Source organism: Streptomyces sp. NPDC059957 (assembly GCF_042730015.1).
Lineage (GTDB): Bacteria > Actinomycetota > Actinomycetes > Streptomycetales > Streptomycetaceae > Streptomyces.
Genome location: NZ_JBHWMB010000041.1, coordinates 44,077 through 66,051 on the forward strand (window position 1 = coordinate 44,077; position 21,975 = coordinate 66,051).

20 protein-coding genes and 1 riboswitch are annotated in these 21,975 nt (G+C 72.3%); of the genes, 12 read left to right on the forward strand and 8 right to left on the reverse strand.

Going from position 1 to position 21,975, the window contains the following annotated elements; translation table 11 throughout:
* Positions 1 to 129 precede the first annotated feature (129 nt).
* From ACFWBW_RS25665 to ACFWBW_RS25675, 3 genes are all read right to left on the reverse strand, one after another.
* Positions 130 to 399 carry a hypothetical protein gene (locus tag ACFWBW_RS25665; RefSeq protein ID WP_385376628.1) on the reverse strand — a complete coding sequence of 90 codons (270 nt, stop codon included), beginning with the start codon at positions 397 to 399 and terminating at the stop codon, positions 130 to 132.
* A 132-nt stretch (positions 400 to 531) separates the two neighbouring features.
* Positions 532 to 963 carry a (2Fe-2S) ferredoxin domain-containing protein gene (locus ACFWBW_RS25670; protein WP_385376631.1) on the reverse strand — a complete coding sequence of 144 codons (432 nt, stop codon included), beginning with the start codon at positions 961 to 963 and terminating at the stop codon, positions 532 to 534.
* A 9-nt stretch (positions 964 to 972) separates the two neighbouring features.
* On the reverse strand, positions 973 to 2,034 hold the full coding sequence (locus tag ACFWBW_RS25675; protein WP_385376716.1) for a bile acid:sodium symporter family protein: 1,062 nt from the start codon (positions 2,032 to 2,034) through the stop codon (positions 973 to 975).
* A gap of 182 nt (positions 2,035 to 2,216) precedes the next feature.
* On the opposite strand from ACFWBW_RS25675, the gene ACFWBW_RS25680 reads away from it, so the two are divergent.
* From ACFWBW_RS25680 to ACFWBW_RS25715, 8 genes are all read left to right on the forward strand, one after another.
* Entirely contained in the window at positions 2,217 to 3,068 is an 852-nt protein-coding gene (locus ACFWBW_RS25680) for a LysR substrate-binding domain-containing protein (RefSeq protein ID WP_385376634.1), read from the forward strand.
* A 186-nt stretch (positions 3,069 to 3,254) separates the two neighbouring features.
* Positions 3,255 to 3,461 (forward strand): hypothetical protein, encoded by a 207-nt coding sequence (locus tag ACFWBW_RS25685; RefSeq protein WP_385376637.1) that lies wholly within the window; start codon positions 3,255 to 3,257, stop codon positions 3,459 to 3,461.
* Between the two features lie 99 nt (positions 3,462 to 3,560).
* Positions 3,561 to 5,384 carry an AMP-dependent synthetase/ligase gene (locus ACFWBW_RS25690; RefSeq protein ID WP_385376640.1) on the forward strand — a complete coding sequence of 608 codons (1,824 nt, stop codon included), beginning with the start codon at positions 3,561 to 3,563 and terminating at the stop codon, positions 5,382 to 5,384.
* Positions 5,385 to 5,528: 144 nt separating this feature from the next.
* A complete protein-coding gene (locus ACFWBW_RS25695; protein WP_385376643.1) occupies positions 5,529 to 6,794 on the forward strand; it encodes an ABC transporter substrate-binding protein in 1,266 nt (421 codons plus the stop codon).
* Between the two features lie 16 nt (positions 6,795 to 6,810).
* Complete coding sequence (locus ACFWBW_RS25700) at positions 6,811 to 9,708, forward strand: ATP-binding cassette domain-containing protein (RefSeq protein ID WP_385376646.1); 2,898 nt, start codon at positions 6,811 to 6,813, stop codon at positions 9,706 to 9,708.
* Positions 9,705 to 10,478, forward strand: coding sequence for an ABC transporter ATP-binding protein (locus ACFWBW_RS25705; protein ID WP_385376649.1), 774 nt, complete (start codon positions 9,705 to 9,707; stop codon positions 10,476 to 10,478). The genes ACFWBW_RS25700 and ACFWBW_RS25705 overlap by 4 nt, the downstream gene beginning before the upstream one ends.
* A gap of 152 nt (positions 10,479 to 10,630) precedes the next feature.
* Positions 10,631 to 11,479: an aldo/keto reductase gene (locus ACFWBW_RS25710; RefSeq protein WP_385376652.1), complete on the forward strand. Its 849-nt coding sequence runs from the start codon at positions 10,631 to 10,633 to the stop codon at positions 11,477 to 11,479.
* A 7-nt stretch (positions 11,480 to 11,486) separates the two neighbouring features.
* Positions 11,487 to 11,927, forward strand: a complete 441-nt coding sequence (locus ACFWBW_RS25715; protein ID WP_385376654.1) for an RICIN domain-containing protein — start codon at positions 11,487 to 11,489, stop codon at positions 11,925 to 11,927.
* 67 nt (positions 11,928 to 11,994) lie between these two features.
* Here ACFWBW_RS25715 and ACFWBW_RS25720 read toward each other — a convergent pair whose 3' ends face one another.
* Positions 11,995 to 12,747, reverse strand: coding sequence for a class I SAM-dependent methyltransferase (locus tag ACFWBW_RS25720; RefSeq protein WP_385376657.1), 753 nt, complete (start codon positions 12,745 to 12,747; stop codon positions 11,995 to 11,997).
* A 29-nt stretch (positions 12,748 to 12,776) separates the two neighbouring features.
* Positions 12,777 to 13,082, reverse strand: a complete 306-nt coding sequence (locus ACFWBW_RS25725; RefSeq protein ID WP_385376660.1) for a 4a-hydroxytetrahydrobiopterin dehydratase — start codon at positions 13,080 to 13,082, stop codon at positions 12,777 to 12,779.
* Between the two features lie 269 nt (positions 13,083 to 13,351).
* Between ACFWBW_RS25725 and ACFWBW_RS25730 the strand changes: the two genes are divergently transcribed.
* Positions 13,352 to 15,151 (forward strand): FAD-dependent oxidoreductase, encoded by a 1,800-nt coding sequence (locus ACFWBW_RS25730; RefSeq protein ID WP_385376663.1) that lies wholly within the window; start codon positions 13,352 to 13,354, stop codon positions 15,149 to 15,151.
* Between the two features lie 37 nt (positions 15,152 to 15,188).
* The gene (locus tag ACFWBW_RS25735; RefSeq protein WP_385376666.1) at positions 15,189 to 16,052 is read left to right on the forward strand and encodes a helix-turn-helix domain-containing protein; all 864 of its coding nucleotides are present in this window, start codon (positions 15,189 to 15,191) and stop codon (positions 16,050 to 16,052) included.
* Here ACFWBW_RS25735 and ACFWBW_RS25740 read toward each other — a convergent pair.
* From ACFWBW_RS25740 to ACFWBW_RS25750, 3 genes are all read right to left on the reverse strand, one after another.
* On the reverse strand, positions 16,038 to 16,460 hold the full coding sequence (locus tag ACFWBW_RS25740; RefSeq protein ID WP_385376669.1) for a hypothetical protein: 423 nt from the start codon (positions 16,458 to 16,460) through the stop codon (positions 16,038 to 16,040). The genes ACFWBW_RS25735 and ACFWBW_RS25740 overlap by 15 nt on opposite strands.
* 183 nt (positions 16,461 to 16,643) lie before the next feature.
* On the reverse strand, positions 16,644 to 18,170 hold the full coding sequence (locus ACFWBW_RS25745) for a peptide MFS transporter (protein ID WP_385376672.1): 1,527 nt from the start codon (positions 18,168 to 18,170) through the stop codon (positions 16,644 to 16,646).
* A gap of 136 nt (positions 18,171 to 18,306) precedes the next feature.
* On the reverse strand, positions 18,307 to 19,197 hold the full coding sequence (locus tag ACFWBW_RS25750; RefSeq protein ID WP_385376675.1) for a bifunctional 5,10-methylenetetrahydrofolate dehydrogenase/5,10-methenyltetrahydrofolate cyclohydrolase: 891 nt from the start codon (positions 19,195 to 19,197) through the stop codon (positions 18,307 to 18,309).
* Between the two features lie 28 nt (positions 19,198 to 19,225).
* Positions 19,226 to 19,326: riboswitch (ZMP/ZTP riboswitch) on the reverse strand.
* 91 nt (positions 19,327 to 19,417) lie between these two features.
* Here ACFWBW_RS25750 and ACFWBW_RS25755 point away from each other — a divergent pair.
* Entirely contained in the window at positions 19,418 to 20,179 is a 762-nt protein-coding gene (locus ACFWBW_RS25755) for a class I SAM-dependent methyltransferase (RefSeq protein WP_385376678.1), read from the forward strand.
* Positions 20,180 to 20,392: 213 nt separating this feature from the next.
* Positions 20,393 to 21,967: an RNA polymerase sigma factor gene (locus ACFWBW_RS25760; RefSeq protein WP_385376681.1), complete on the forward strand. Its 1,575-nt coding sequence runs from the start codon at positions 20,393 to 20,395 to the stop codon at positions 21,965 to 21,967.
* The last annotated feature ends 8 nt before the right edge of the window (positions 21,968 to 21,975 follow it).

Below are 21,975 nucleotides of genomic sequence, written 5' to 3' on the forward strand. Positions count from 1 at the left end.
GGGAAGAGGAGGGGGGGGGGGGGGGGGGGGGGCGGGGGGGGAGGGGGGTTGGCTGGGGGGGGGGGGGGGGGGGGGTCTGGGGGGGTGGGGTTTCCTCTCCTCTCCCCCCCCCCCGCTGCCCCGCTCTGGCTACTTGTCGGCCAGGTGACCCGCCCCGGTGTGCTCGGTGCCCACCGGGGCCTTGACGGTCTGGCTGTACGGGTTGTCCTTGGACGCGGGCTCGATCTTCTTCGCGGCGACGTGCGGGGTGCCCGCCGGGGCCTCGATCGTGTGGCTGTGGGAAGAGCCGTCCTTGGCGGTGCCACCGCCGTTGTCCGCGGCGTGGGCGGCCCCGCCGATGGCGAGGATTGCGAGCAGGGCTGCGGCGGAGACGGCGGCGATGCGCTTGCTGAGCTTCATGAGGGGCTCCCTGGTGGTTCGGGGTTTCTTGCTGACACCCAGAACCTAGAAGAACCGGACATTTCCTCGCTCTAACGCTTTCCGCCCCCGAACCGCCTCAGCCCTTACTCCGACCCCACTGTTCCGCCCCGATCAGCGCTTGCGGCGGCCGCGACGGGAGGCGGGCTCGGCCGGCTTCGGTTCCGGGGGGTCGATGCGGTGGAGGTCGAGGGTCGCCGGGAGCGGGATGGCTCCGGGGCCGCCCGCTTCGGCCCAGGCGATGACCTCGTCGGTGGCGGTGTCGTCCAGGGCCCAGCCGAACCAGACCGCACGGGCGCCCCGGCGGCGGGCCTCCGTGGTGGGCTGGACCACGATGACATTGGCCTGCGCGCAGGGGCCGAGGCAGTCGCTCGTACGGACGGCCAGGCGCCCGTCGGAGGCCGCCGCGGCCTCGCGCAGCCGGGCCAGCTGTCCCGCGTGGTCGGTGCCGGGGTTCTTGCGGGGGTCGCCGCAGCAGCAGCCCCGGCAGACCACCAGGGTGCAGGGGCGCGGGGCGTGGGCGGAGAGCGGGCGTATCCAGGTCACCGCCGCACGTTACCGGGCCTGCGGGACCGGGTGTTGGGGGCCGCGCGAGACCTCCGCCACATGCCCGGCGGCGAGTTCGGGCCGCTCCGTGGCCTGTGGGGCCTGCGGGTCCCGTGCTCGGCGGCGGGCCAGTACCGCACAGACCATCAGCTGCATCTGGTGGAAGAGCATCAGAGGCAGCACGGCGAGGCTCGCCTGGGGGCCGAACAGCACGCTGGCCATGGGGAGTCCGGCGGCCAGGCTCTTCTTCGACCCCGCGAACTGGATGGCGATCCGGTCCTCGCGGGTGAAGCCGAGGCGCTTGGCCCCGTACCAGGTGGCCGCCAGCATCACGGTGAGGATGACCGCCTCCACGGCCATCAGCCCGCCGAGGCGCGGGAGGCTGACCTGGCGCCAGATCCCGGCGACCATGCCCGCGCTGAAGGCGGTGTAGACGACGAGCAGGATCGAGGCGCGGTCCACGTAGCCGAGCACCTTCTTGTTCCGTACCAGGAAGCCGCCCACCCAGGGGCGCAGGGCCTGACCGAGGAGGAAGGGCAGGAGCAGCTGGAGGACGATCTTCACCAGTGAGTCGGAGGAGAAGCCGCCCGCGCTGTTGCCGAGCAGGCCGGCCGCGAGGAGGGGGGTCAGGAAGATGCCGATGAGGCTGGAGAAGGAGCCCGCGCAGATCGCGGCGGGGACGTTGCCGCGGGCGATCGACGTGAAGGCGATGGAGGACTGGATGGTGGAGGGGACCAGGCAGAGGAAGAGCAGGCCGCTGTAGAGCGGCGGCGTGAGGACGCCGGGCACCAGGGCGTGCGCGGCGAGGCCCAGGAGGGGGAAGAGGAGGAAGGTCGAGGCCAGCACGGTGAGGTGCAGCCGCCAGTGGCGCATCCCGTCGAGGGCCTCACGGGTGGAGAGCCGGGCGCCGTAGAGGAAGAACAGCAGGGCCACCGCCGCCGTCGAGGCGACCTCGGCCGCGGAGGCGGCCGCGCCGCGGGCGGGCAGCAGGGCGGCGAGGCCGACGGTGGCGAGCAGACCCATGATGAACGGGTCCACGGGGAGCCGGGCGGGGAGGTGCGGGCGGCGCATGGGGATGCTCACTTGCTGAGGTCGGCGGCAGGGCGGGGCAGGGCGGGCGGGAAGGGCGGGAAGGGCGGGAGCGGCCTCGACGGATTCCCTCTCATTCTCGGGGGCGGATTGGTGATCGGGAAACCCGCACACCGCTCTCACTGTCATCACGGAACGTGATGAGCGGGAGTAGGGTGGGCGATGTGTACGACCCCGTTCAGCTGCGCACCTTCCTCACCGTCGCCCAGACCCTGAGCTTCACGCAGGCCGCCGCCCGGCTCGGCGTGCGCCAGTCCACGGTCAGCCAGCACGTGCGCCGCTTGGAGGAGGCCACGGGCCGGCCCCTCTTCCTGCGCGACACGCACAGCGTGGAGCTCACCGAGGACGGCGAGGCGCTGCTCGGCTTCGCCCGCTCGATCCTGGAGGCGAACGAGCGGGCGGCGGCCTTCTTCGCGGGCACCCGGATCCGGGGCCGGCTGCGCTTCGGCGCCTCGGAGGACTTCGTGCTGACCCGGCTGCCGGAGATCCTGGAGGCCTTCCGGCACGAGCACCCCGAGGTGGAGCTGGAGCTGTCCGTGGAGCTGTCGGGGACCCTGCACGAGCGGCTGGACGCGGGGCGGCTGGACCTCGTACTCGCCAAGCGGCGCGGGGACGGGGACGAGCGGGGCCGGCTGGTGTGGCGGGACCGGATGGTGTGGATCGGCGCGGAGGGACTGCGGGTGGACCCGGACCGGCCGGTGCCGCTGATCGTCTTCCCGCCGCCGGGGATCACGCGGGAGCGGGCGCTGGACGTGTTGCAGGCGGACGGACGGCCTTGGCGGATCGCCTGTACGAGCGGCAGCCTGAGCGGCCTGATCGCGGCGGCGCGGGCCGGGCTGGGCGTGATGGCCCACACCCGGGGGCTGATCCCGCCGGGGCTGGTCCGGGTCGGCGGCCTCCCGGACCTCGGAACGGTGGAGTTCGCCCTCCTGCGGGGCGCCCGCGGCTCCGCCGCCGCGGAAGCCCTGGCCACGGCGATCCTGTCGGGCGCGGACCGCCTGACGCGGACCGCGTAGGGGGCTCGCGCAGCGGGGGCACGGCTTCGCGGCCGGGGCCGCACGCAAGGCGCCGGAAGCCGCGCACCCGGAGGCGGGACCAAACCGCCGAAGCCGTGTGGGCACCCACCCGCCGCCAGGGGCCACGATCCGGGGCCGGGCAAGGCGCCGAGGCCACGTCGGGTGCCGGGCCACCACACCGTGTTCGTGAGCGGCGACGACGCCGACGTCAAGGCCGAGACCACCGCGCTGCTGCGCTCCTTCGGCTGGGCGCCCGAGCAGATCACCGATCTCGGCGACCTGTCGAGCGCCCGCGCCACCGAGGCCCTGATGGCGCTCTGGCTGCGGCTCTACGGGGTGCTCGGCCCGGTGGACTTCAACCTCTCCGTGGTCACGGCCCGGGGGGTGTCCTGATACGCACCACTGAGGAGGTCTTGTGGAGGTCTTCCTTCCGTGATCACTGGCGGGTAGGCGTGGGATAGCGTCGCCGCGCCGTACGGAGAGGAGCGGGCCTTGCACGAGATCACCGTCCCACCGGTCGTCACGGGCTCACCCGTCGGCGGTCTGGCCGACGCCGTCTTCCAGCACGCGCTCGAGGACCCCGGCCGGGTCGTGCTCGGCCGCAAGTCGGGCGGGGTCTGGGGCGACGTGACCTCCGGCGAGCTGGCCTCCGAGGTGCTCGGGCTCGCCAAGGGGCTGCTCGCTCAGGGCATCCGCTTCGGGGACCGGGTCGCGATCATGTCCCGTACCCGGTACGAGTGGACGCTCTTCGACTTCGCCCTGTGGGCGATCGGCGCCCAGCCGGTCCCCGTCTACCCCTCGTCCTCCGCCGAGCAGGTGCACTGGATCCTCTACGACTCCGAGTGCACGGCCTGTGTGGTGGAGGACGAGGACCAGGCCATGACCGTCGGGTCGGTGATCGACCGGTTGCCGGTGCTGCGCCGGCTGTGGCAGCTGGACACGGGCGCCGTGGACGGGCTCGTCGAGGACGGGCTCCAGGTCGCCGAGGACGTCGTGCACCGCCACCGGAGCGCCGTGACGCCCGACGCGACGGCCACCGTCATCTACACCTCGGGGACCACCGGACGCCCCAAGGGCTGTGTGCTGACCCACGGCAATTTCATGTTCGAGGCCGACACGATGGTGACCCGCTGGGAGTCCGTCTTCCAGGCCGGGCCCGGCGAGCAGCCGTCCACCCTGCTGTTCCTGCCGCTCGCCCACGTCTTCGGGCGGATGGTGGAGGTGGCGGCCGTCCGCGCCCGGGTCAAGCTCGGGCACCAGCCGGTGCTGGCGGCGGCCGAACTGCTGCCGGACCTCGCCGCGTTCCGGCCGACGTTCGTGCTCGGTGTGCCGTACGTCTTCGAGAAGGTCTTCGCCGCCGCCCGCCGCAAGGCCGAGACCGAGGGCCGGACGGGGCCCTTCGACCGGGCGGTGGAGACGGCCGTGCGGTACGCACAGGCGCGCGAGGAGAAGGCGTTCGGCACCGGTCCCGGGCCCTCGGCGAAACTGCGCGTGGAGCACCAGCTCTTCGAGAAGCTGGTGTACGGGAAGGTCCGCGAGGCGCTGGGCGGCCGGGTGCGGTACGCCATGTCGGGCGGCTCCGCGATGTCGCGCCGGCTGGGGCTGTTCTTCGACGGCGCCGGGGTGACGGTCTTCGAGGGGTACGGGCTCACCGAGTCCTGCGCGGCGGCCACCGCGAACCCGCCCGGGGCCGTCAAGTACGGCACCGTCGGGCGGCCGATCCCCGGCGGTACGGTGCACATCGCCGGCGACGGGGAGATCTGGCTGTACGGCGCCCACATCTTCTCCGGGTATCTGAACGACCCGCAGGCCACGGAGGCCGTCCTGCGGGAGGGCTGGCTGGCGACGGGGGACCTGGGGCGTCTCGACGCCGACGGGTACCTCACGATCACGGGGCGCAAGAAGGAGATCCTGGTGACCTCCAACGGCAAGAGCGTGGCCCCGGCCGCCCTGGAGGAGCGGGTCCGCTCGCACCCGCTCGTCTCCCAGTGCGTGCTGGTGGGCAACGACCGGCCGTACATCGCGGCGCTGCTCACCCTGGACATGGAGGGGGTCGCGCACTGGATGGCGATGCGCGGCCGCCCCCAGCTGCCGGCGGCGGACCTGGTGCTGGACCCCGATCTGACGGCGGAGGTGCGACGGTCGGTGGTGGCGGCCAACACCCTGGTCTCCCAGGCCGAGTCGATCCGCACCTTCCGCGTCCTGCCCGAGCAGTTCACCGAGGAGCGGGGGCTGCTGACGCCCTCGCTGAAGCTGAAGCGGCGGGCCATAGAGAAGGTCTACGCCGAGGAGGTGGCGGACCTCTACCAGTCCTGACGGACGCCACCGGCACGGCGCGGTGCGATCACACCAACGGTCCGAACCGTTACCTGACGGGTCGTCACTTTACTTGTCGTTGATATTGACGATGCGTCAGGTCACGCACAGAATGCGGGGATTCCGACCGGAGGGGATCCACACATGTTGCGACCGATCCGCACCCTGGCCGCTGCGGCGGCAGCGCTCGCGCTCGTCTCCGCCTGCAACTCCGCCTCCAACGGCGCCTCCACCGACAAGCCGGGAGTGGCCGGCGGCAACTCCCGCGGGGTGACCGCCGAATCGATCAAGGTCGGCGGCATCGTGTCGATGACCAGCGCCAGCGGCTACAGCAAGAAGGCCACCGACCTCGGGGCGAAGGCCCGCTACATGAGGGCCAACGCCGAGGGCGGGATCAACGGCCTCAAGATCGACTACATCGGCGCCGAGGACGACGGGCAGGACCCCGCCAAGAACCTGGCCGCGGCCCGCAAACTCGTCCAGCAGGACAAGGTCTTCGCGATCGCCCCCATGAGCTCGGTCACCTTCACCGGCGCCGACTTCCTGGAGCAGGAGAAGGTACCCACCTTCGGCTGGGGCACGCTGCCCTCCTTCTGCGGACCCAAGTACATCTACGGGTTCAACGGCTGCCTCGTCCCCACCCCCGGCGGCACCATCAACCAGACCTGGCCCGAGGGCATCGGCCAGATCCTCGGCGGCGCCGCGGGCAAGTCGGTCGCGATCATCGCCAACGACAGCGACGCCGGAAAGTTCGGCGTGCGCACCTTCCAGCAGGGCTTCGCCAGCGCCGGGTTCAAGGTCTCCTACGCCAAGGCCTCGGTGCCCGGCACCGCCGTGCCGAGCGACTGGTCGGCGTACGTCAAGGAGATCCTCGAGAGCAACGACGGCAAGGCCCCGGACGCGGTCGTCTCCGTCATGCAGACCCCCAACAACATCGGGCTGTTCACCTCGCTCAAGCGCAGCGGGTACAAGGGCCTGCTCTCCGACCCGACCGACTACGACCCGGGTCTGCTCGCCAAGGACGCCACCAAGCAGGCCCTCGACGGCGTGCACGTCCTGCTCCAGTTCGAGCCGTTCGAGTCGACGAACCCGAAGATGGCCCAGTTCAAGGCCGACATCAAGGCCGCGTCGGGCGGGCTGGACGTGCCGCTCAACATGCACATGATGACCGGGTACATGTCGGCCGACCTGTTCGTGTCCATCGCGCAGAAGGCGGGCAAGGGCCTGACCGTCGAGTCCTTCCAGGCCGCCGCGCAGGGCTTCTCCGACACCGACACCCTCGTCGGCAACCGCGCGGAGCCCAAGGGCCAGAAGGACAGCTTCGGCTGCGGGGCGCTCGTCCAGCTGAAGAACGGCGCGTACGAGGTCTCCGTACCGTTCAAGTGCTACGAGCCCATCCCCTTCAAGTAGGGGTACGGGAAACCGAATGGGAGATCTGCTCGCCTTCGTACTGAGCGGTCTGGTGTCCGGCGCCCTGTACGCACTGCTGGCCACCGGGCTGGTGCTGTCGTACTCGGCGTCCGGGCTGTTCAACTTCGCGCACGGGGCCACCGCCTACCTGTGCGCGCTCACCTTCTACGAACTGCACTCCGGGCTCGGCTGGCCGGCCGTCCCGGCGGCGCTGCTGGTGGTCCTGGTCCTGGCGCCCGGTCTCGGGTGGGCGCTGGACCGGCTGATGTTCCGCCGGCTCGCGCAGGTCGGCGAGACGGCGCAGATCGTGGCCACCATCGGACTCCTGGTGGCCCTGCCCGCGGCCGGTCTCTGGACGGTGGAGCTCCTGACCGACGCGGGAGCGCCGCTCAAGCCGGCGGAGAACCAGTTCGGGCTCCCGGGGGTGGGGCCGAGCCCCGCCGTCTCCTGGCAGCTCACCTCCGACGTGGGCATCGACTCCGACCAGCTGATCACCTGGGTGGCCACGGCCCTGGTGGCCGTCGCCCTGTGGGTGCTGATGCGGCACACCCGGCTGGGGCTGCGGCTGCGCGCCGCCGTCGACAACCGCTCGCTCACCGAGCTGCGCGGGATCGACGCCGACCGGCTGTCCTCGGTGGCGTGGATGATCGCCTCGGGTCTGGCCGGGCTGGCGGGGGTCCTGGCGACCCCGCTGCTCGGGCTGTCCGCGCACGATTTCACGCTGTTCCTGTTCGTGTCGGCCACGGCGGCCGTCATCGGGCGGTTCGCCTCCGTCCCGCTCGCCTTCGCGGGCGGCCTCGGGCTCGGGGTCCTGCAGAACCTGGTCGTCGGCTACGCGTCCTTCGCCGACTCCATCACCGGCTTCAGGACGGCCGTACCCTTCCTGATCCTGTTCGGGGGGCTGCTGGTGCTCACCCGGCGGGCCCGGGCCGCCGGGACCGCCGCCGTGGACGTCGCGTCCCCGGACCATCTGGCCGGGGCCACTTGGGTGCGGCGCTGGGGGGTGTGGGCCGCGGGCGCGGTACTGCTGGGAACGGCCTTCTACACCGTGACCACCCCCTTCTGGAGCGGGCTCCTCGCCCAAGGGCTCGCGCTGGCCCTGGTGTTCATGTCCTTCACCGTGGTCACCGGGCTCGGGGCGATGGTGTCCCTGGCCCAGGGCACCTTCGTGACCGGGGCCGCGCTGGTGGCAGGGCTGCTGATGAGCCGCGGGTGGCCGTTCTTCGCGGCGCTTGCGGTCGGCACGTGCGTGGCCGCCGTCCTGGGGGCCCTGGTCGCACTGCCCGCGCTACGGCTCGGCGGGCGCTCCCTGGCACTGGCGACGCTGGCCCTGGCCTTCCTGGCGGACCAGGTGCTCTTCCAGATGCGGTGGCTGCGCAACGGGGACTCCGGGTGGTCCATCCCGCGCCCCGTCATCGGGCCGGTGGACCTGTCCGACGACCGGGCGCTGGGCGTGGCCCTGCTCGTCCTGGTCGCGGCGGTCGCCGCCGGGCTGAGCGCCCTGCGGAACTCCCCCTCGGGCCGGGCGATGCTCGCCGTACGGTCGGCTCCCGCGGCCGCGATGGCCTCCGGGGTGTCCGTGCTGCGGACGAAGCTGCTGCTGTTCACTCTGTCGGCTGGGCTGGCCGGCTTCGGCGGTGTGATGTACGCCTCGTACAACACCCGCATCACCGCTACGGACTTCACGGCGATGACCGGGCTGGTGTGGCTGGCGGTGGTCGTCGCGGCGGGCGTGCGCAGGCCGCAGTACGCGGTGGTGGCGGGGCTGGTCTTCGCCGTCGCTCCGCGGGTGATGGCGGACTACGTGACGGAGTCGGCGCACCTGCCGGTGATCCTGTTCGGCCTGGCGGGGTTGGCCCTGGCCAACGATCCCGACGGGTATTGCGCGGCGGTGCCGGTGCGGCGGGCCCGACGGCGGGCGGCTTCCCGGGGCGGGGCCGTTGCCTTGGCCGGAGCCCACGTCTCGGCCGGGGCCGTTCCCGCGGCACGGGTCGGTGGCGGAGCCGGGGTGGGCCCTGCGGGGCTCTCCCCCACCCCGCCCCCTCCCGCTGCGCCGGATGACGCGGCTCCGCCGCGGGGCGGGACTTCACCCCGGACCCCTTCGGGGGCTCCGCCCCCGGACCCCCGCTCCTCAAACGCCGGCGGGGCTGATCTCGCCGGGGGCCGGGGCAGCGCCCCGGTTTCGGGAAGGGGCGGGGTGGGGGAACAGCCGTCCGCGGAGCCGTCCGCGCTGGAGCTGCGCGGTGTGACCGCCGGGTACGACGGGGGGCTCGTGCTGCACGGGGTCGGCCTCGTCGTCCGGAAGGGCGAGATCCTCGCCGTGCTCGGGCCCAACGGGGCCGGGAAGAGCACCGCCTGCCGGGTGGCGGCCGGCGCGCTGCCGGTGACCGGCGGGACCGTACTCGTCAACGGACGGGACGCCACCCGCGACGGCGCCGTCGGACGCTCACGCGCAGGAGTGCTGCTCGCGCCGGAGGGACGGGGGATCTTCCCCTCGCTCAGCATCGAGGAGAACCTCGCCCTCTACCTGGGGGGTGCGGACGAACGGGACGCCGTCTACGACCGGTTCCCCCGGCTGCGCGAGCGACGCACGCTCTCCGCCGGGTCGTTGTCCGGCGGGGAACAGCAAATGCTGGCCCTCGCACCGCTGTTGCAGCGCCCGCCCGCAGTGCTCATCGCGGACGAACCCTCCCTCGGGCTCGCCCCGCGCGTGGTGGACGAGGTGTACGGGCTCCTCATGGAGCTCCGCGCCGCCGGCACCGCGCTGCTGCTGGTGGAGGAGAAGGCGGCCGAGATCCTCGGGATCGCCGACACCGTCGCCTACCTCTCGCAGGGCCGCGTCTCCTGGTGCGGCCCGCGCTCCGAGGTGGAGGCGGACCGGCTGACCGAGGCCTACCTGGGGATGGCGACATGAGAGAGGACCCCTATGTGCTGGAGGCCCGCGGCGTCAGTGTCCGGTTCGGCGGGGTCAGGGCGCTGACGGGCGTGGACCTCGGGATCCGGGCCGGCGAGGTGTGCGGGCTGATCGGGCCGAACGGGGCAGGGAAGACCACCCTGTTCGACGTGCTGTCCGGGATCCGGCGGCCCGACCAGGGCCGGATGCTGCTCGACGGGGTGGACGTCACCCGGCGCTCCCCCGTCTGGCGGGCCCGGCACGGGATGCGCCGGACCTTCCAGCGCCAGCAGCTGTTCGGGCAGCTCAGCGTGGCCGACAACGTCCTCGTCGCGCAGGAGTGGCGGGGCGGGGGCGGCGGTTTCGCCGCCGATCTGGTCGCCTCGCCCACCCGGCGCCACCGGGAGCGGGAGCGGCGGGAGCGGGCCGCGCGGGTGCTGGCCGACTGCGGCATCGGCGCGCTCGGGGACGCGTACGCCGGCGGTCTGCCGGTGGGGCGGGCCCGGATGGTGGAGCTGGCCCGCGCGGTGGCCGATCCGCCCCGGGTGCTGCTCCTGGACGAGCCCGCCTCGGGCATGTCCGCGCCCGAACGCGAGCAGCTCGCGGCAGTCGTGCGCCGGCTCGCCGGGGAGGAGGGCTGCGCGGTGCTGTTGGTCGAGCACAACGTCGCCTTCGTGATGGACCTCTGCACCCGGGTGGTGGTCCTGGACCTGGGCACCGTGCTCGCCGAGGGCACGGCCGCCGAGGTACGGGCCAACGCGCTCGTCCGGGAGGCGTACCTGGGGGCGTAGCGCCGTGCGCCTGTTTCCGCCGTACGAATTCACCCGTACGGCGGGAATAGGCCACGCCGGGGCCCGGTTGTCGCCGGTCGTACGGGCACGCGCACCTGCGTCCGTACGGCAGTCAGCACCCGCACCAGCGACGACCAGAGGGAACGACCGACGTGAATCAGGTCCCCGGCATCAAGCTCAACAACGGCACGCTCATGCCCCAGCTCGGCTACGGCGTCTGGCAGGTTCCGGACGCCGAGGCGGAGCAGGCCGTCCGGACGGCTCTGGAGGCGGGCTACCGCAGCATCGACACGGCCGCCGTCTACGGCAACGAGGAGGGCACCGGCAAGGCCATCGCCTCCGCCGGGGTGCCGCGCGAGGAGCTCTTCGTCACCACCAAGCTGTGGAACGGGAAGTCCGAGACCTGGGGCCGGGACAACGTGCTCCGCGAGTTCGACGCCTCGCTCGCCAAGCTGGGCCTCGACGAGATCGACCTGTACCTGATCCACTGGCCGCGCCCGATGCGCGACGACTTCCTCGCCATCTGGAAGGCCTTCGAGGAGATCGCGCAGAGCGGCCGCGCCAAGGCGGTCGGCGTGTCCAACTTCCGCCCCGCCGACCTGGAACGGCTCGGCGCCGAGAGCTCCCTGGTGCCGGCCGTGAACCAGATCGAGCTGCACCCGCTGCTCCCCCAGACCGAGCTGCGCGCCCTGCACGCGCGCCTGGGCATCGCCACCGAGGCCTGGTCCCCGCTCGGCCAGGGCAAGGACCTGCTCACCCTGCCCGCCGTCACCGCGATCGCCGCCAAGCACGGCCGCTCGGCCGCGCAGGTGGTCCTGCGCTGGCACCTCCAGCTGGGCAACGTCGTGATCCCGAAGTCCGTGACCCCTGCGCGGATCCGGGAGAACCTGGACGTCTTCGGCTTCGAGCTGGACGCCGGGGACATCGCCGCGCTGGACGCGCTCGGCGCGGGTTCGGCGGGCCGCCGGATCGGTCCCGACCCGGCCGAGTTCGACTACTGAGCCGCCGGTGAGCGAGCCGACGAGAGGGACGAAGGCGCCCGACGGCGTGTACCGGATCCGCAATGCCGCGAGCGGGCTGCTGCTCCAGGTCGAGAGCGGCAACCGGGTCCGGGTCGGGCCGGACGGCGAGCCGGGCGCGGCCCGGCAGTGGGAGATCACCCCGGTGCACAGCGGCGGCGGGATCTTCCACCTGGTCAGCGTCCACAACGGCAAGCGGCTCGATGTCGCGAACGCCTCGACCGAGAGCGGCACCCGGGTCCAGGTGTGGAAGGCGAACGCCTTCGGGGCGCAGGAGTGGGTCGTGGAGGAGCACCTCGACGACCCCGGCGTGGTCTCGCTGATCGCCGCCATCAGCGGTCTGCCGCTGGAGGCGGACGCGGAGGGCCTGGCCCGGCAGAGCGAGGACACCGACTCTCCGGCGCAGTGGTGGCGCCTGGAGCCCGCCTGAGGCGGGGGCAGGGGGGCTGAGGACCCGTCCCCGTCCGCCCCCGCCCCCCTTCCCCCGCCCGCCCCCGTCAGGCCCGTACGAAGCCGCGCAGCCGGTACGTCGGCTCCGCGCGCGGGGTGTCCGGTCCGGGCAGGAGTTCGAGCCGGTCCGCGAGTTCGCGCGGGGTGATTCCGCGCGGGTGGACCCGGGAGGCGTACCGCCCGGCGAGCAGGGCCTCGGCGGCCCCGCGCGGGGTGCGGCCCTGGCCGTGGCCGGTGAAGAGGGTTTCGCCGGCGGGGTGCAGGCCCACCGCGGCCGCGTGGCCGGTGACGGCCTGGGCGGAGTCGGCGGGGGTGGCGGTGAGGTGCTCGGCGAGCACCGCGTCGATGTCGCTGCCCACGTCGTGGGCGGCGTCCTTGTCGACGGTGGTGACGAACACCCCGCCGGGCCGCAGCACCCGCCCGGCCTCGGCGATCACGGCGGCCACCAGGCCCGGTGAACGCAGCAGGTGCAGCAGCCAGACCGCGCTGACCGCGTCGAGCGAACCCGGGCGGAACGGGAGCCTGGTCCCGGAGGCGAGAACCACCGGGACCCCCCGGGAGCGCGCCATGGCGGCCATCCCGTACGAGGCGTCCGCGCCGAGCACGCGCAGCTCCGGGCGGGCGGCGGCGATGCGGGTGGTGACGATGCCCGTGCCGCAGCCGAGGTCCAACAGGGTGACGGTGTCCGGCGGGAGCAGGCCGAGGACCGCCGCGGCGGCGGCCTCGGCGCGCGGGACCCCGCCGCGGGTGGCGTCGTAGGCCTCGGCTTCGGCGTCGTAGTCGAGGAGCGGTCTCGGCACGGGCACGGGCATCGGTGGTGCTTCCGGCATCAGGCGGCGCCGTGGGCGGGGGCCAGGGATTCGACGCGCTCGGCGAGGGCGAAGTCGGCGTCGGTCACGGAGTCTCCTGCGTCGTGCGTGTTCACGGAGAGGCGGACCGTGTTGTAGCCGAGGGTGAGGTCGGAGTGGTGGTTCAACTCCTCCTGCACGCTGGCGATATGGCTGACCAGCGCGCTCGCCGCGAAGTGGCTGCCCAGCCGGTAGGTGCGGATGATCCGGTCGTCCTCGAAGGCCCAGCCGGGGAGTTCCCTCAGCCGGTCCTCGATCTCCTTCTGCGAAAGCGGCTCTCTCGACATCCGCAGGCTCCTTCCCCGTAGACGACGCACACGGCGTACACGACTGCCCGATTGACCTGACGTGGAGTCAAGGTTCCCACAGCTCGGGCAGGAGGGAAGGTTTCGCGCCATAGTGCGTGCGGGTGCTTCCCTGCCTTCCGTGGCCACCGCGCCGCCCCTATGCTCCTGCGCCGGACGTGACTGTTACCGCCGGTAATAAGACGAGTGACACCGCGGGTGACACCACCGGTGACACCGCCGGGTGCCGACGACATCGAGGGAGCATCACCGTGACGCGCACAGGAAACTCCAGGCGCACCTTCATCGCGGGGGCCGCCGCCACCGCGGGCGCGTTATCGGCCGCCGGGACCGTCCCGGCCGAGGCGGCGACCGGACCGGCCACCCCCCGGCCCGCCGCGGCGCCGGCGGACGCGCGCCGCGTGGCCGTCCTCGGCGGCGGGGTCGCCGGCCTCACCGCCGCGCACGAACTCGCCGAACGCGGCTACTCCGTCACCGTGTACGAGCGGCGGGCGCTCGGCGGCAAGGCCCGCAGCATGGACGTCCCCGGCAGCGCCCGGGGCGGCCGCCGGCCCCTCCCCGCCGAGCACGGCTTCCGCTTCATCCCGGGGATCTACCACAACCTGCCGGACACGATGCGGCGCATCCCCTTCCCCGGCAACGCGAACGGCGTCTGGGACAACCTGGTCGCCCCGCGCGAGATGATGTTCGCCCGCGCGGCCGGCCGCGAGGACCTGCGCGCGCCCATCCCCTGGCCGGAGCACTCCCCCGCCGAGCTGACCCCCGACGAGCTGCGCCGGGCCCTCACCGGGATCCTCCAGTCGCTGGTCCGTCTCCCGTTCCACGAGACGGCGTACTTCGTCGACCGCGCCCTGGTCTTCCTCACCAGCTGCGACGAGCGGCGCGACGGGCAGTGGGAGCGCACGCCGTGGTGGGAGTTCACCCGGGCCGCGCGGATGTCGAGCGAGTACCAGCGGATCCTCGCGATCGGCGTCACCCGCAACATCGTGGCCACCAAGGCCGAGGAGGCCTCTACCCGCACCGTCGGCACGCTCGGCGAGGCGTTCGTCTTCAACCTGCTGGGCCGCGGCGCCGACGGACCGCCGGACCGGATCCTGAACCTGCCCACCAACGAGGCGTGGATCGACCCGTGGGAGACCCATCTGCGGTCGCTGGGAGTGGAGTTCAGGATCGGCTGGACGGTGCGCGAGGTCCGGTACGGGGACGGCCGCGTGAGCGGGGTCCTCATCGAGGACCCGGCCGGAGCCGTGCGGACCGTCACCGCCGACCACTACGTCAGCGCGCTGCCCGTCGAGCACGCCCGCCGCACCTGGAGCCCCGCGCTGCGCGCGGCCGACCCGATGCTCGGGCGGTGCGACCTGCTGCGGACCGACTGGATGACCGGCATCCAGTTCTACCTCACCGAACGCGCCCCGCTCGTGCACGGCCACCTCAACTGCATCGACTCGCCATGGTCGTTGACGGCGATCCAGCAGGCCGAGCACTGGCCGTCGCGCGACTTCCCCGCCGACTACGGGGACGGCGCGGCCGTGGACTGCCTGTCGGTGGACATCTCCGAGTGGGACAAGCCGGGGATCCTCTACGGGAAGACCGCCAAGCAGTGCACCCGCGAGGAGGTCGCCCGCGAGGTGTGGGCGCAGCTGAAGGCCTCGCTCAACGACACGGGGAAGACCGTGCTGTCGGACGGAAAGCTGCACTCGTGGTTCCTGGATCCGGGGGTGGACGGGACCGGCACCCCGCATCCGACCAACCAGGACGAGCTGCTGATCCACCCGACCGGGACCTTCCACAACCGGCCGAGCGCCGCCACCCGGATCCCGAACTTCTTCCTCAGCGGGGACTACGTGTCCGTCGACATCGACCTGGCGACGATGGAGGGGGCCAACGCCTCGGCCCGGGCGGCGGTCAACTCCCTCCTGGACAGAGATGGTTCACCGGCACCCCGGTGCACCGTGCGATCGCTGTACCGGGCCCCCGAGGTGGAGTCCGCCAAGCGGCACGACCTGTGGCGCTACCGCCTCGGTCTGCGGAACGTCTTCGACGTGGGGTGACCCGGCCGCGGGCGTCCGGCTGGGCTACCGTCGAGGCATGACGACTGCTGCGCCACTGACGGTGGGCGCCCTGCTGCGCAACTGGCGGGAGCGGCGAGGCCTCAGCCAGCTGGAGCTGGCGGGCCGCGCCGACTCCTCCTCCCGGCACATCAGCTTCGTGGAGACGGGCCGCTCCCGGCCGAGCGAGGAGATGGTGCTGCGGCTCGCCGACCGGCTGGACGTCCCGGTGCGGGACCGCAACGCCCTGCTGGTGGCGGCCGGTTACGCGCCGCGGTACGCGCACACCCCGCTGAGCGACCCCTCCATGGAGGTGCTGCGCGAGGGGCTGGAGCGGCTGCTGACCGGCTACGAGCCGTATCCGGCGCTGGTGGTGGACGCCACGTACGAGGTGGTGGCCGCCAACCGGGGCATCATGTTGCTGATGGAGGGGCTGCCGGAGCACCTGCTGGCCGGCCCCCTCAACGCGATGCGGCTGACCCTGCACCCGGAGGGCCTCGCCCCCCGGATCCGCAACTTCCGTGAGTGGCGCGGACACCTGCTGGCCCAGATGGAGCGGCAGATCGCCCTGGCCCGTTCGGCGCCGCTGCGCGCGCTGTACGAGGAGGTGGCGGCCTATCCGCCGCCCGCGGCGGCGGAGGGGGCGGAAGGGCCCGGCGAGGACGGGCGGCCGTACGGGGAAGGGCCGCACGGGGCAGGACCGTACGGGGACGAGCCGGTCGAGGCCGTCGCGTACCTCGCGCTCCCGCTGCGGATCGAGCACGACGGGCACCTGCTCTCCTTCGTGTCCTCCATCTCGACCTTCAACACCCCCATGGACGTGACGGTCGCCGAGCTGGCCATCGAGACCCTCCTGCCGGCCGACCCGGCGACGGTGAAGTACCTGCGGTCACTGGCGCCCTGAGCCCGCGCGCAGCGCCAGCTGCTGGAGGAGGGCGAAGGAGCCGACGGTGAGCGCCTGCGCCGGGATCCACACCGCCCCGGCGGTGGTGGGCGTGAACCAGACGACGAGGGCGACGAGGCTGAGCGCGGCCCAGGCGTAGTTGCCTTCGATGACGAGCTTGACGGGGAAGACCGGGGGCTGCCGGCGCGAGGCCAGCAGGCCGACGCCCGCCCCGTAGAGCACCAGGAACACCCCGAGTCCCAGCAGCAGCCCCTGCCCGACGCCGAGCAGGCGGCCGAGGGGCGCGGAGAAGGCGACGTAGGCGAGCCCGTTGCCGGTGGTGACGACGGAGTCGAGCGCGAGGAACCGGCGCAGCGCGGTCTGGGGGACGGTGGTGCGGGCTACGGCGGTGAGCAGGGTTGCGGACATGGCGGATCAGCCTCCGTCGAGGGTCGAATGCGCTGGTGGGGTACGGATGCCCGGGCCCCGGAGCCGAGTGCGCGGCCCCGGAACCCGATGGCTCCACTGTGCCGCCGGCGCCCCGCCGGGTCGATTACCTCGCGGGTAATGCGCGCACGGCCGCCCGGGCCGAACCGGTTCGAGCGCCCCGGTTCAGGCCGCCACCGCCACCGTTTCCCGGGCGGCGGCCGCCTCGCCCGTCAGGACCTTGAGCCGCTTGGTGAAGAAGACCATCACCGCGCCCGCCGCGATCACCATGGCGCCCTGCCACAGGAAGTTCCAGCTCTGGCCGATGACCGCGTCGAGCCGGGGCAGCTGCGCGCCGATCGCGTCTCCGGTGGCGGCGGCGAGGAACCACACGCCCATCATCTGGTTGGTGAAGGCCCGCGGAGCGAGCTTCGTGGTGACCGAGAGGCCCACCGGGCTCAGGCACATCTCGCCCATCACCTGGATCACGTACACGCCGACCAGCCACATCAGCGAGACCTTGACCCCGCTGGAGGCGATGGCCGCGGCGCCCGACATGACCACGAAGGAGGCACCGGTCAGCAGCAGGGCCAGGCCGAACTTGAACGGGGTGCTCATGTGCTTGCCCCGGCGCACCCAGAAGGCCGCGAAGACGGGGGCCAGGATGATCACGAACAGCGAGGGCAGCGACTGGGTCCAGCTCGCCGGGATGTGCCGGCCGAGCAGGGACAGGTCGGTCTTCTGGGCGGCGAACAGGTTCAGCTCGTTGCCCATCTGGTCGTAGACCAGCCAGAACAGCGTGGCGGCCAGGAAGAGCCAGACATAGGCCCGCAGCCGGGTCTTCTCGGTCCGGTCGATCTTGGGGCTGCGGTACATCGAGAGCAGCACGCCCGCCGGGACCACCACGGCGACGATCGTCAGCACGAAGGTGATGTTGTCGATGCTCAGCGCGTGCGCGGCGACCAGCAGGGTGATCAGTACGGCGGTGAAGACCAGGCCGTACGCGGAGGACGTGCGCACCTTGGCCCGCTCGGCGGGGGTGAGCCGGACCACGGGCTCCGTCCGCAGCTGCTGCGAAAGGCGGCGGCCGCCGAGGACGTACTGGACCAGGCCGAGGGCCATGCCGACGGCTGCGGCGCCGAAACCGAGGTGCCAGTTGACCTCCTCGCCGAGGTAGCCGACGACGAGCGGGGCGATGACGGCGCCGAGGTTTATGCCCATGTAGAAGATCGAGTAGCCCGCGTCGCGCCGCTGGTCGTCGTCGGCGGCGTACAGCCGGCCGACCAGTGCGGAGATGTTCGGCTTGAGCAGGCCGGTGCCGATGACGATGAGGACCAGGCCGGGCCAGACGAAGACCGGGTTCGGGACGGCCATCAGGGCGTGGCCGGCCATGATGACCACACCGCCCCACAGGACGGCCCGCCGGGCGCCGAGGAACCGGTCGGCGATCCAGCCGCCGGGGAGCGCCAGCAGGGAGATCATGGCCATGTAGACGCCCTCCACGGCCTCCGCGGTGCCCTCGTGGAGTCCCATGCCGCCGTGGCCGCGGGAGGCGGCGAGGAAGTGCACGAGGATGGCGACCATGCCGTAGAGGCTGAAACGCTCCCACAGCTCGGCGAGTACGAGGGTGGCGAGCCCGCGCGGGTGGCGCTTCGTGCCCACCACCGCCGCGTCCGGTGCTGCGTCCGACGCCGGGGGCTTCTGCATATCCATCGAAGGCTTCACATATTCAGTGGAGCCCCGTCGCGGCGGACCGGGATCGGCCTTTCGGCCCGTTACCGCGGGAAACGCAGCGCCCCGGACCGAAGGGCCCGGGGCGTTCGCCGTGCGGCAGGGGGTGCGGACCGGGTCAGAGGTCCGCGAGGGCCAGGCCGGCCTGCGCGGCGGCGGCCTGCACGGTCTGCTCCAGCAGCACCGCGATGGTCATCGGGCCGACGCCGCCCGGTACCGGGGTGATCAGGGAGGCGCGGGCGGCGGCCGACTCGAAGTGGACGTCGCCGACGTTGCCCTCGTTGTAGCCGGCGTCCAGGACCACCGCGCCCGGCTTGATGTCCTCGCCGCGGATGAACTCGGCCTTGCCGACGGCGGCGACCAGCACGTCCGCCTGGCGGACGATGGACGGCAGGTCCACGGTGCGCGAGTGGCAGTAGGTGACGGTGGCGTTCTGCTCCAGCAGCAGCATCCCGGCGGGCTTGCCCAGGATCGCGCTGCGGCCGACGACCACGGCGTGCTTGCCGGTCAGGTCCACGTCGTAGGCCTCCAGCAGGCGCATGATGCCGCCGGGGGTGCAGGAGACGAAGCCCGGCAGTCCGAAGCCCATGGCGGCGAAGGAGTGCATGGTGACCCCGTCGACGTCCTTGCCCGGGGCGATGGCCTCGAAGGCGGCGCGCTCGTCGATGTGGTGCGGGACGGGGTGCTGGAGCAGGATGCCGCTGATCTCCGGGTCCTCGGAGAGCGCGGTCAGGGTGGCGACGAGCTCCTCGGTGGTCGTCGCGGCCGGCAGCTCCACGTGGCGGGAGGTGATCCCGGCCTTGGCGCAGCGGTTCTGCTTCATGCGGACGTAGGTGACGGACGCGGGGTCCTCGCCGACGAGCACGGTCGCCAGACAGGGCGCGGTACCGGTGCGCTCGGTGATCTTCGCCGCGTACTCGGCGGTCCGCTCCGAGATGCGGCGGGCGAGGGCGGTGCCGTCCATCAGGGTGGCGGTCTGTGCCTGCTGGGCAGTCGTCTGGATTGTCATCGGGGCTCCTGAGCGTCGCTGCGGGATCGCGGTTCGCCCAGGCGCGCGGCAGTCGACGTACGGGGTGCGGGTGTACGCCGGGCCGCTCCCCGGTGGTGATCCACCCGAACGCCAGTCACGGCCCGCCGCCCAGTGTAGGCGAACCCCCGCGGGGCCCGGCGTGCGCCCCGGTCCCGGCAATCCGGTGGATGACCGGGGCCGGACCTGGGACGATCGAGACATGACGCGCACTTTCGACCATCTCGTCGCGGAAGCGGAATCCGTCTCCGTCGACGGCTGGGACTTCTCCTGGCTCGACGGCCGCGCCACCGAGCAGCGCCCCTCCTGGGGCTACCAGGGCCTCCTGGCGCGGCGCCTGGCGCAGGCCGGCTCCGCCCTGGACATCCAGACCGGCGGCGGGGAGGTGCTCGCCGGAGCCGGGCCCCTGCCCCGGCTGACGGTGGCCACCGAGTCCTGGCCGCCGAACATCGACAAGGCGACAAGGCTGCTGCACCCGCTCGGTGCGGTGGTGGTCGCGGACTCCGACGAGCCGCCGCTGCCGTTCGGCGACGAGGCCTTCGAGCTCGTCACGAGCCGGCATCCGGTCACGATCTGGTGGGAGGAGATCGCGCGGGTGCTGAAGCCCGGCGGCACCTACCTCTCGCAGCAGGTCGGCCCGGCGAGCGTTTTCGAGCTCGTGGAGTACTTCCTGGGACCGCAACCGGAGGAGGTCCGGCGGGCCCGGCACCCCGACGACGCCGTCGCCGAGGCCACGAAGACGGGACTGGAGGTGATCGATCTGCGCTCCGAGCGGCTGCGGACGGAGTTCCACGACATCGGAGCCGTGATCTACTTTCTACGGAAGGTGATCTGGATGGTGCCGGGCTTCACGGTCGGGCAGCATCGGGACCGGTTGCGCGAGCTGCACGAACAGATCGAGCGCGAAGGCCCGTTCGTCGCACACACCGCCCGTTTTCTCATCGAGGCCCGCAAAACGGGCTGACAAAACGGGCGGACGCGACCACCCGCGACCGGTTCCCCGGTCACGGCGTGGCGCAGGTCACTCAATTCAGCGCGTAACGAATCTACTCGGGCATGCGATGAACCGACAGGTGTCCTCGTGCGGCCCGGAATACAGACCCCCCTCGGGTCTGTTTCCCGAGTTCGCGCGATGATGTCCCGCCACCCCTTATCTGTTCGCAACGAGAGGCTCCTTGTGTCGCTCAGCCCGTCCCGTACGTTCCCCACGGAGATCGCCGAATCCGAGGCCCTGGTCGCGCTTGTCGAGCGTGGCCGCGAGCAGGGTCACATCAACGGTGATGACGTGCGCCAGGCCTTCGAGGCCGGCCGCATCCCGGTGGACCAGTGGAAGCGGGTCCTGCGCAGCCTGAACCAGGTCCTGGACGAGGAGGGCGTCGCGCTGCACGTCAGCGCCGCCCCCGCCACGAAGGCTCCCGCCAAGAAGGCGCGCAAGGCGGCCGCCGCTCCGGCGCGCACCGTCGCCAAGAAGGCCGCTGCCCCGCCGCGCCTCATCGGTGCGCGCAAGACGGCTGCCACCACCCCCGCCGCGGCGATATCCGATCCGTCGGCCTCCGGGACCGAGGAGGAGGTGGCGGCAGAGGCCGCCGCCGCGCCGAAGAAGCGCGCGGTCAAGAAGACCGCCGTGAAGAAGACCGCCGTGAAGAAGACGGCCGCCACGAAGAAGACCGCCAAGGACGGCGACGAGGGCGACGCCCCCGTGGCCGAGGGCGAGGACTGGGCGGCCGAGGACCTGGACGAGGGCGACGAGAAGGAGACGCCCAAGACGGGCGGCAGCGCCGGCTTCGTCCTGTCCGACGACGACGAGGACGACGCCCCGGCGCAGACCGTCATGGTCGCCGGCGCCACCGCCGACCCCGTCAAGGACTACCTCAAGCTCATCGGCAAGGTGCCGCTGCTCAACGCCGAGCAGGAGGTGGAGCTCGCCAAGCGCATCGAGGCCGGTCTCTTCTCCGAGTACAAGCTCGAAGAGGAGGAGGACCACAAGCCCGCGTTCAAGCGCGAGCTGGAGATCCTCGTCGAGGACGGCCGCCGGGCCAAGAACCACCTGCTGGAGGCCAACCTCCGCCTCGTGGTCTCCCTCGCCAAGCGCTACACCGGCCGCGGCATGCTCTTCCTGGACCTGATCCAGGAGGGCAACGTCGGTCTGATCCGCGCCGTGGAGAAGTTCGACTACACCAAGGGCTTCAAGTTCTCCACGTACGCGACCTGGTGGATCCGGCAGGCGATCACGCGTGCCATGGCCGACCAGTCGCGCACCATCCGCATCCCCGTCCACATGGTCGAGATCATCAACAAGCTGGCCCGTGTCCAGCGCCAGATGCTCCAGGACCTCGGCCGGGAGCCCACTCCGGAGGAGCTGGGCAAGGAACTCGACATGACCCCCGAGAAGGTCATCGAGGTCCAGAAGTACGGCCGCGAGCCGATCTCTCTGCACACCCCGCTGGGTGAGGAGGGCGACAGCGAGTTCGGTGACCTCATCGAGGACTCCGAGGCGGTCGTGCCGGCCGACGCGGTCTCCTTCACCTTCCTCCAGGAGCAGCTCCAGTCCATCCTGGGCACGCTCTCGGAGCGCGAGGCGGGCGTGGTCTCCATGCGCTACGGCCTCAACGACGGCCAGCCGAAGACCCTCGACGAGATCGGCCGCGTGTACGGGGTCACCCGTGAGCGCATCCGCCAGATCGAGTCGAAAACCATGTCGAAGCTCCGTCACCCATCGCGCTCGCAGGTGCTGCGCGACTACCTCGACTAAAAACCGGG

Bases quoted from the DNA above. Each gene is read 5' to 3' on its own strand.
- ACFWBW_RS25735 (WP_385376666.1), top strand. From the start codon at position 15,189: ATGACGACTGCTGCGCCACTGACGGTGGGCGCCCTGCTGCGCAACTGG.
- ACFWBW_RS25745 (WP_385376672.1), bottom strand. From the start codon at position 18,170: ATGGATATGCAGAAGCCCCCGGCGTCGGACGCAGCACCGGACGCGGCG.
- ACFWBW_RS25755 (WP_385376678.1), top strand. From the start codon at position 19,418: ATGACGCGCACTTTCGACCATCTCGTCGCGGAAGCGGAATCCGTCTCC.
- ACFWBW_RS25705 (WP_385376649.1), top strand. From the start codon at position 9,705: ATGAGAGAGGACCCCTATGTGCTGGAGGCCCGCGGCGTCAGTGTCCGG.
- ACFWBW_RS25675 (WP_385376716.1), bottom strand. From the start codon at position 2,034: ATGCGCCGCCCGCACCTCCCCGCCCGGCTCCCCGTGGACCCGTTCATC.
- ACFWBW_RS25695 (WP_385376643.1), top strand. From the start codon at position 5,529: ATGTTGCGACCGATCCGCACCCTGGCCGCTGCGGCGGCAGCGCTCGCG.
- ACFWBW_RS25750 (WP_385376675.1), bottom strand. From the start codon at position 19,197: ATGACAATCCAGACGACTGCCCAGCAGGCACAGACCGCCACCCTGATG.
- ACFWBW_RS25665 (WP_385376628.1), bottom strand. From the start codon at position 399: ATGAAGCTCAGCAAGCGCATCGCCGCCGTCTCCGCCGCAGCCCTGCTC.
- ACFWBW_RS25700 (WP_385376646.1), top strand. From the start codon at position 6,811: ATGGGAGATCTGCTCGCCTTCGTACTGAGCGGTCTGGTGTCCGGCGCC.
- ACFWBW_RS25725 (WP_385376660.1), bottom strand. From the start codon at position 13,082: ATGTCGAGAGAGCCGCTTTCGCAGAAGGAGATCGAGGACCGGCTGAGG.
- ACFWBW_RS25740 (WP_385376669.1), bottom strand. From the start codon at position 16,460: ATGTCCGCAACCCTGCTCACCGCCGTAGCCCGCACCACCGTCCCCCAG.